Below are 7,839 nucleotides of genomic sequence, written 5' to 3'. Positions count from 1 at the left end.
GCCGCAGCGTCGTGGCGGTAACCTGCGGTTTCGCCGAGTGCTCGACAGAAATAAGAACGTGTTCTAATCTTAGCCACAGGCCAGTTCACGCTGGCGTCGAGTATGTGACGCGTCGAAGCGTCGTAGAGGCCAGTTGTAACAGGGACAAGGAGCGAGACGGATGTCCGAATTCGTGAGTGCGTCGGAGCAGGGACAAGCTGTTCTGGAGAAGATCAATGCGCTGCTGCCCGAACTTGAGCAGCGTGCGCAGGAGACTGAAGACGCGCGCCGCGTGTCCGACGAAACCGCGAGCAGCCTCGACGGCGCCGGATTCTTCAAACTCATGCAGCCCGAGCAGTGGGGCGGATTTCAAGTCGACCCGGTGACCTTCTATGAGGCGGTCCGTCGTATTTCCACCGCCTGCGGCTCGACCGGTTGGGTCTCGGGCATCGTCGGCATCCACAACTGGCATCTGGCGCTCTTCGACCAGCAAGCACAGGAAGATGTGTGGGGCGCCGATCCGTCGGTGCGCATCTCGTCGTCCTACGCGCCGATGGGGATGGGTGAGGTTGTCGACGGTGGCTACAAGGTCAATGGTTCGTGGGCGTGGTCGTCGGGCAGCAATCTCGCCGACTGGGTCGTGGTGGGCGGGCCGGTCATCAAGAACGGCAAGCCCGTCGATTTCGTGAGCTTCCTGATTCCGCGTTCGGACTACAACATCAAGGACGTGTGGAACGTCGTCGGACTGCGTGGCACCAGCTCTAATACCATCGAGGTCAAAGATGCGTTCGTGCCGCGTCATCGCATGCTCTCGTTCCGAACCATGAGCGTCGGCGAAGCGCCGGGCCTCGAGCGCAATACCGCGCCGGTATACAAAATGCCATGGGGCACAATCCATCCCAGTACCATTTCGGCCCCGATCGTCGGGATGGCCTACGGCGCCTACAAGGCGCATGTCGAACATCAGGGCAAGCGAGTCCGCGCGGCCTATGCCGGCGAGAAGGCGAAGGACGATCCATTCGCCAAGGTTCGTATCGCCGAGGCGTCCAGCGACATCGACGCCGCGTGGCGTCAACTGTCGGGCAACCTGCAGGATGAGTACGACTTGATCGTGGCCGGCCGCGAGGTCCCGATGGAACTGCGTCTGGCCGCTCGCCGCGATCAGGTGCGGGCGACGGGACGTTCCATCTCCGCCATCGACCGTCTCTTCGAGAACTCTGGAGCTCATGCGCTGGAGAACGGCACCCCGATCCAGCGCTTCTGGCGTGACGCCCACGCCGGTCGGGTCCATGCCGCCAACGACGCCGAACGAGCGTATGTCGCCTACGGAAACGGCGAATTCGGCATTCCCATCGGCGACACGATGGTCTGATCTGAGTAACGCCTGACGAGATCAACTCCAGCCCCAGAGGAATTACCTTCGATGACTTCAGAATTCGGGCCGATCCGGTCCCTCGGCTATATGCGGATCGACGCTACCGATATGGCCGCCTGGCGTGAGTACGGGCTCAAGGTGCTCGGCATGATCGAGGGAACGGGTAAGACTGATGGCGCGCTCTATCTGCGGATGGACGACTTTCCGGCGAGGCTGGTGATCGTGCCGTCCGATCGCGATCATCTCGCGTCCTCTGGCTGGGAGTGCGCGAATGCCGCTGGCCTGCAAGAGGTTCGGGACCGGCTTGAAGGTGCGGGAGTCTCGTTCCGGGAGGGCACCGCCGCGGAGAAGACCGACCGTTGTGTCGACGAACTCATCGTATTCTCCGATCCCACCGGTAATGTGCTGGAGGCGTTTCACGGTGCGGCACTTCAACATCGACGGATCGTAAGTCCGTACGGACACAAGTTCGTGACCGGCGAACAGGGCCTCGGACACGTGGTTCTTACCACCGATGACGATGCCGCGTCGCTGAAGTTTTACCGCGACGTGCTGGGCTTCCGGTTACGGGACTCGATGAAGTTGCCGCCCCAACTGGTCGGGCGCGAGGAGGGCGACGACCCGCCGTGGTTGCGATTCTTCGGCTGCAATCCCCGCCATCATTCGTTGGCATTCCTGCCGATTCCTAACAGCACCGGGATTGTGCATCTCATGGTCGAAGTGGAAAACTCCGACGATGTCGGGCTGGCCCATGATCGCGCCCTACGCAAGAAGGTGCCAATGTCGGCGACGCTCGGTCGCCATGTCAACGACCTCATGCTCTCCTTCTATATGAAGACACCGGGCGGATTCGACGTCGAATTTGGTTGCGAGGGAAGAACTGTCGACGATCACGAGTGGATCGCTCGCGAGTCGACCGCGGTGAGTCTCTGGGGCCACGACTTCTCCATCGGGTTCAAAGGATGAGCGTCAACGGTCAGCCCCGTCCGTCCGGAGTGCCCGGCGGGCCTTACGGCACAAGCGATTTCGACTCACGGCAGTTCCGCACCGCGATGGGGCAGTTCTGCACCGGGGTCACGGTCATCACCACACTCGACGCAGACGGAACGCCCGCGGGTTTCGCCTGTCAGTCGTTCGCGGCGCTGTCGCTGGAACCGCCGCTGGTCCTGTTCTGCCCGATGAAGAAGTCGCGCAGCTGGCCGATCATCGAGGCGCACGGCAAGTTTGTGGTGAATGTGTTGTCGAATCGGCAGCAAGATGTCTCGGCGACCTTCGGGGCGCCGGGTGACGACAAATTCCGTTCGGTCATCTGGGACCCGTCACCGGGTGGCCTGCCGGTCATTCGACACAGCCTGACCTGGGTCGAGTGTGAGATCGAGAATGTCATCGACTCCGGCGATCATTTCATCGTCGTGGGCCGGGCCCTGACATTAGGTGATGTCCTGCAAGACAAACCGCTGCTGTTCTATCGGGGCGGCTACCTGTCCACCGAACATCCACGGGTGACGCCGGCTCAGGCCGAACTCGACAACTTCCTGACCTATACCGGAGGTGACACGTGGCTGTGACTGACGAACGTTCCGATCCGGCGGCTGAACAGGGGCAGCGTCCGTTGCTGACGAAGCCGTTTACCGATGCGGTTGCCGAAGCCGAAAAGCTCATCGCGTCAGCAGAATTCATCGAAACTGACGCGGACCTGGCCGAGGGCTACGACTATTTGGCCGGTAGCGTGTCGGCGATCTTGCAGTTGTCGCGAGCCCACAGCAAGAGTCACCCCTATTTCGTCACCTCTACCGGTCCGTACGCGAAGATGGGCTTGGACAATCCCGATACCCTCTACTACCACGCCACCGTCGAGCCCGACGCGACCTATATTGTGCGTGGAAAGCGCGGCAGCACAGTCGATCTCAGCTTCCAGGTGCTGCGCGGTGACTATACGCCGAGTGAGGTGCCCGGCGGCGACGATGCCTTCGACGATCGCCGACTGACGATCGCCTACGACGGCTCGTTTGAATTGACCTTCGGTCCCGCACTCGACGGAACGCCTCCGCCGAACTATTTCGTGCTGGGTGATGGCGCGTCGATGCTCGCGGTACGCGAGGTCTATAGCGACTGGCCGAGTGAAACCAAGGGGTCGGTCACCATCGAACGAGTCGATTCGGTCGGCACCGCGCCGACCGAACCCGACGTCGCGCGGATGGCGAAACGCTATGCGATCGCCGCGAAAATGCTTATGGCACGGGTCCATACGTGGTTCAACTTTCCCAAGTGGTTCTACCTCGACGAACCGGTGAATACCTTCACCACGCCGCGTCGCACTCCCGGTGGGTTGTCGACGCAGTACTCCTCGGTCGGGCATTTTCGACTTGCCGACAACGAGGCCATGGTGATCACCGTCCCGAAATCTGCTGCGCCCTATCAGGGATTCCAACTCGGGAGTATGTGGTACATCTCGCTCGACTACGTTAACCACCAGACAAGCCTGAATTCTGCTCAGGCACAGGTGGATCCAGACGGCATGATCCGCCTGGTGGTGGCTAACGAAAACCCTGGCGTCGCCAATTGGGTTGAGACGACCGGACGTCGCAGCGGCATCCTGCAATTTCGTTGGCAGCGAACAGATGAGGCGATCGGCCCCGAGTTGGGCCCGACGGCGCAGGTGATCGATATCGGTGATGTGGAAGCGCATCTGCCGTACTACGGCGAGAACAAGATCGATGCCGCTGGCTGGCGAAATCGGATCGCGGTGCGCCAGAGAGCATTCGCGCAGCGCATGCTCGGCTGAGGAAAGGAATATCCCGTGGGGATTCTCTCGGACAAAGTTGTCGTCGTATCCGGCGTCGGGCCGGGTCTCGGACGCTCGATCTGTCTGCGCGCCGCGGCAGCCGGAGCAACCGTTGTGCTCGCCGCCCGTACCGAATCGAGATTGCAAGAGGTCGCGGCGCAGGTACAGGCTCTTGGCGGGAAGACGTTGGTGGTGCCCACCGACATCACCGATGACGCCGCCGTGGACAACCTCGTCGCACAGACCATCGGCGAACTCGGTCACGTCGACGTGGTGGTGAATAACGCTTTCGCGCTGCCGTCGATGAAACCCTTGGGCCGCACGGACTTCGACCAGATCACCGCCAGCATCGAGTTGACCGTACTGGGCACCTTGCGGGTGATCAAAGGCTTCACCGAATCGCTCGCCGAGAGTAAGGGGGCGATCGTCAACATCAATTCGATGGTGATCCGTCACTCCGAACCGCGGTACGGCAGTTACAAACTCACCAAGTCGGCATTGTTGGCGATGTCTCAATCGTTGGCTACCGAGTTGGGGGACAAAGGGATTCGCGTCAATAGCGTTGCCCCGGGGTATATCTGGGACGATCAGCTCAAGTGGTATTTCGGAGAGGTCGCCAAGAAGTACGGCATCACCCCCGAACAGGTTTACGAGCAGACGGCCAGTAAGTCCGACCTCAAGCGTCTGCCCGAGCCCGATGAGATCGCCGAAGCCGTAGTCTTCCTCGGATCGTCGATGGCGAGCGCGATTACCGGCCACACCCTTGATGTGAACTGCGGTGAGTACCATGACTGACACCAGCTTGCGGACATCCGTGGGGAGCGTCGACGAACTCCACGAATCAGCCACGCGCGCAACTGGATTGAGCGACTTCGGCGGCGACGATTACCGTGAGCCGTTGGAGATTTTGCTCCAGTCCTATCGGGACGATGCCGAACTCACGCCGTTGGGTTCCAAGATGTTTCGCTACTTCCTCAAGGGTGCATTGGTCGCCCGTCTTCTGAGTGAGGCGTCGTGGCAGGCGAATCCCGGCTATGTCGACGTGGAGGTCACTCGGCCGATCTTCGTGACCGGGTTGCCACGGACGGGGACCACCGCGTTGCATCGGCTGTTGACCGCGGACCCGGGCCATCAGGGGTTGGAGATGTGGCTGGCCGAGTTCCCGCAGCCGCGACCGCCGCGCGAAACCTGGTCGGAAAACCCGGTATATCAGCAGATCAACTCGGGACTCGAACTCCATCACGTGGAGAACCCGGAGTTCATGGGGCTGCACTATATGGACGCGGGCGAGGTCGAAGAATGCTGGCAGTTGTTGCGGCAGAACGTCATGTCGATTTCGTACGAGTCGTTGGCTTACCTGCCAACGTATTCGCGATGGCTCGCTGCCCAGGATTGGACACCGGCTTACGCACGGCACCGTCGAAACTTGCAGCTGATCGGGATGAATGATCCCGGAAAGCGTTGGGTGCTCAAGAATCCCAGCCATCTGTTCGCGCTGGATGCGCTGATGGCGACGTATCCGGATGCTTTGGTGATTCAGACTCATCGCGCGCCGGAGACGATTATCGCGTCGATGTGCAGTCTCGCCGAACATGCGACACCGGGGTGGTCGACAAAGTTCACCGGTCCGGCCGTGGGTGAGACACAGTTGGAGTTGTGGTCGCGGGGATTGCGGGCATTCGAGGAAGCCCGAGCCAACTACGATCCCGCGCAGTTCGTCGACGTCGACTTCAAAGACTTGCGCACCGACCCGTTCGGAACCGTCGAGCGGGTGTACCAGGCACTTGGTGCCGACCTGTCCGACGCCGCTCGCAACGAGATGGTGCGGCTCGACGAAGAAAGTCGCAGCGGTGACCGAAAGCCGCAGCACAAATACGAACTGAGCGACTATGGTTTGACCGCGCAGCAGGTCGCGGCGGCGTTTGGAACCGCTTAAGCAGCTATCCGCGCATGTCGATCGGCCGATCAGATGCGGCCGCCACTATCCTGGGTGCTGTGAACCAACCTTTTGATCCTTCCGAGCTGTTCGGCGGCGGCGCTGGCGGCGATAATCCGATGGCGGGTCTGCTAGCTCAGGCGCAGCAGATGCAGGAGCAGCTACTCGCGGCTCAGAACGAGCTGACCGCCGCAGAGGTCACCGGTACCGCGGGCAATGGCCTGGTGACCGTGACCGGTACCGGTGGTGGTGACATCACCGCGATCACCATCGACCCCAAGGTCATCGATCCCGACGATGTCGAGACCCTGCAGGATCTGGTGCTCGGAGCCCTCGGCGACCTGGCGGCAAAGCGAGACGCGCTCGCCCAAGAGAAGATGGGGCCGCTCGCCGGCGGGCTCGACGGTCTCGGTGGCGGATTGCCGGGACTGGGATAGCAGTATTCAACGATGTACGAGGGACCGATTCAGGATTTGATCGACGAACTGGCTAAGCAGCCAGGTCTCGGTCCCAAGGGTGCCCAGCGGATCGCCTTTGCGCTCTTGGCAGGCGAGAACGCGCAGATCGATCGGCTGATCGCGGCGTTGGGGCAGGTGCGGGACAATGTCACGTTCTGCGCTGAATGCGGCAACGTGTCGGCCGATCGACTATGCCGCATCTGCTCTGACGCGCGTCGGGACGCCACCAAGATCTGCGTCGTCGAAGAGCCCAAGGATGTGCACGCCATCGAGCGCACCAAGGAGTTCAATGGTCGTTACCATGTGCTCGGCGGTGCGTTAGATCCGTTGTCGGGTATTGGCCCCGATCAGCTGCGCATCCGAGAATTGTTGCGACGCTTGGCAAATCAGGACGACGGGGTGGACGTCAGCGAGGTGATTGTCGCGACCGATCCGAATACCGAGGGGGAGGCCACCGCGACCTACCTCTTGCGGATGCTCAAGGATTTTCCCGGCCTGTCAGTGACGCGGCTTGCCTCCGGCCTGCCGATGGGTGGCGATTTGGAATTCGCCGACGAGCTCACTCTGGGTCGTGCGCTGTCGGGTCGACGAGTGCTTGCTTAGCCCGATGAAACCGCGTGACGCCGCCGAAGTTATCGCGACGGAGATCGGGGCGGGGATCGTTGCCATCGACGGCCCGTCGGGTAGCGGGAAATCTACCTTTGCCGACGGCGTGGTGTCGGAGCTGGGGCGGCGTGGGGTATCCACGATGCTGATCCGCACCGATGACTTCGCGACCTGGGATAATCCGGTGGCGTGGTGGGACGAGCTGGAAAGCGATGTGCTGCACGCTTTTTCACGCGGGCGTGATGTAGAGTATCGGCCGCGGCAGTGGGCCGACGGCGTCGCGCGGCCCGGGCCGCTGGTGTGGCTCCGCTGGCAGCCGCTGTTGATCATCGAAGGAGTGTCGTCGGCGCGGCGTCAGATCGCCGATCGCCTCGCGGGTGCGATGTGGCTCGATGGGCCCACGCGCGAAGAGCGGTTGGCGAGGTCGGTGGCCCGCGACGGAGAAGCCGATCGCGCCAACCTGCAACGATGGCAGGCATTTGAAGACGGCTGGTTCAGCGTAGACAGAACCCGTGAGCGATGTCGGGTGATCGGGGAGACGTAGCAGTGCCGAGCGGGGTGGGAGGTGCCGCTGTGGGTGGTCGAGTGCGCCCGCCGAGCGGAGCGAGAGGTGCCATGTGGTTGGTCGAGTGCGCTCGCCGAGCGGAGCGAGACGCGCGTGTATCGAGACCTGGTGACCCGAATGCTGTTGTGCGGTAGG

General features: G+C 61.9%; 9 protein-coding genes. All 9 read left to right on the top strand.

Annotation, left to right across the window (positions count from 1 at the left end):
* Positions 1 to 160: 160 nt before the first annotated feature.
* From hsaA to GOEFS_RS12325, 9 genes are read left to right on the top strand one after another with little or no spacing between them, the layout of a single operon-like run.
* Positions 161 to 1,351 carry a 3-hydroxy-9,10-secoandrosta-1,3,5(10)-triene-9,17-dione monooxygenase oxygenase subunit gene (gene hsaA, locus GOEFS_RS12365; RefSeq protein WP_007318252.1) on the top strand — a complete coding sequence of 397 codons (1,191 nt, stop codon included), beginning with the start codon at positions 161 to 163 and terminating at the stop codon, positions 1,349 to 1,351.
* A 51-nt stretch (positions 1,352 to 1,402) separates the two neighbouring features.
* On the top strand, positions 1,403 to 2,320 hold the full coding sequence (gene hsaC / locus GOEFS_RS12360) for an iron-dependent extradiol dioxygenase HsaC (protein WP_007318251.1): 918 nt from the start codon (positions 1,403 to 1,405) through the stop codon (positions 2,318 to 2,320).
* Positions 2,317 to 2,922 (top strand): 3-hydroxy-9,10-secoandrosta-1,3,5(10)-triene-9,17-dione monooxygenase reductase subunit, encoded by a 606-nt coding sequence (hsaB, locus tag GOEFS_RS12355; RefSeq protein WP_007318250.1) that lies wholly within the window; start codon positions 2,317 to 2,319, stop codon positions 2,920 to 2,922. Before hsaC ends, hsaB begins: the two co-directional genes overlap by 4 nt.
* Positions 2,913 to 4,139: a hypothetical protein gene (locus GOEFS_RS12350; protein ID WP_007318249.1), complete on the top strand. Its 1,227-nt coding sequence runs from the start codon at positions 2,913 to 2,915 to the stop codon at positions 4,137 to 4,139. Before hsaB ends, GOEFS_RS12350 begins: the two co-directional genes overlap by 10 nt.
* A gap of 15 nt (positions 4,140 to 4,154) precedes the next feature.
* Positions 4,155 to 4,934 (top strand): SDR family oxidoreductase, encoded by a 780-nt coding sequence (locus GOEFS_RS12345; protein WP_007318248.1) that lies wholly within the window; start codon positions 4,155 to 4,157, stop codon positions 4,932 to 4,934.
* Positions 4,927 to 6,075: a sulfotransferase family protein gene (locus GOEFS_RS12340; protein WP_040525041.1), complete on the top strand. Its 1,149-nt coding sequence runs from the start codon at positions 4,927 to 4,929 to the stop codon at positions 6,073 to 6,075. Before GOEFS_RS12345 ends, GOEFS_RS12340 begins: the two co-directional genes overlap by 8 nt.
* Before the next feature lie 59 nt (positions 6,076 to 6,134).
* On the top strand, positions 6,135 to 6,512 hold the full coding sequence (locus tag GOEFS_RS12335; RefSeq protein WP_040525046.1) for a YbaB/EbfC family nucleoid-associated protein: 378 nt from the start codon (positions 6,135 to 6,137) through the stop codon (positions 6,510 to 6,512).
* Positions 6,513 to 6,524: 12 nt separating this feature from the next.
* Entirely contained in the window at positions 6,525 to 7,136 is a 612-nt protein-coding gene (gene recR / locus GOEFS_RS12330; protein ID WP_007318245.1) for a recombination mediator RecR, read from the top strand.
* Positions 7,137 to 7,140: 4 nt separating this feature from the next.
* A complete protein-coding gene (locus GOEFS_RS12325) occupies positions 7,141 to 7,683 on the top strand; it encodes a uridine kinase family protein (RefSeq protein ID WP_040525040.1) in 543 nt (180 codons plus the stop codon).
* Positions 7,684 to 7,839 lie beyond the last annotated feature (156 nt).

The organism is Gordonia effusa NBRC 100432, assembly GCF_000241305.1.
In the GTDB taxonomy this organism is placed as follows: Bacteria; Actinomycetota; Actinomycetes; order Mycobacteriales; family Mycobacteriaceae; genus Gordonia; species Gordonia effusa.
This window is presented reverse-complemented; position numbering and strand designations above follow the sequence as displayed.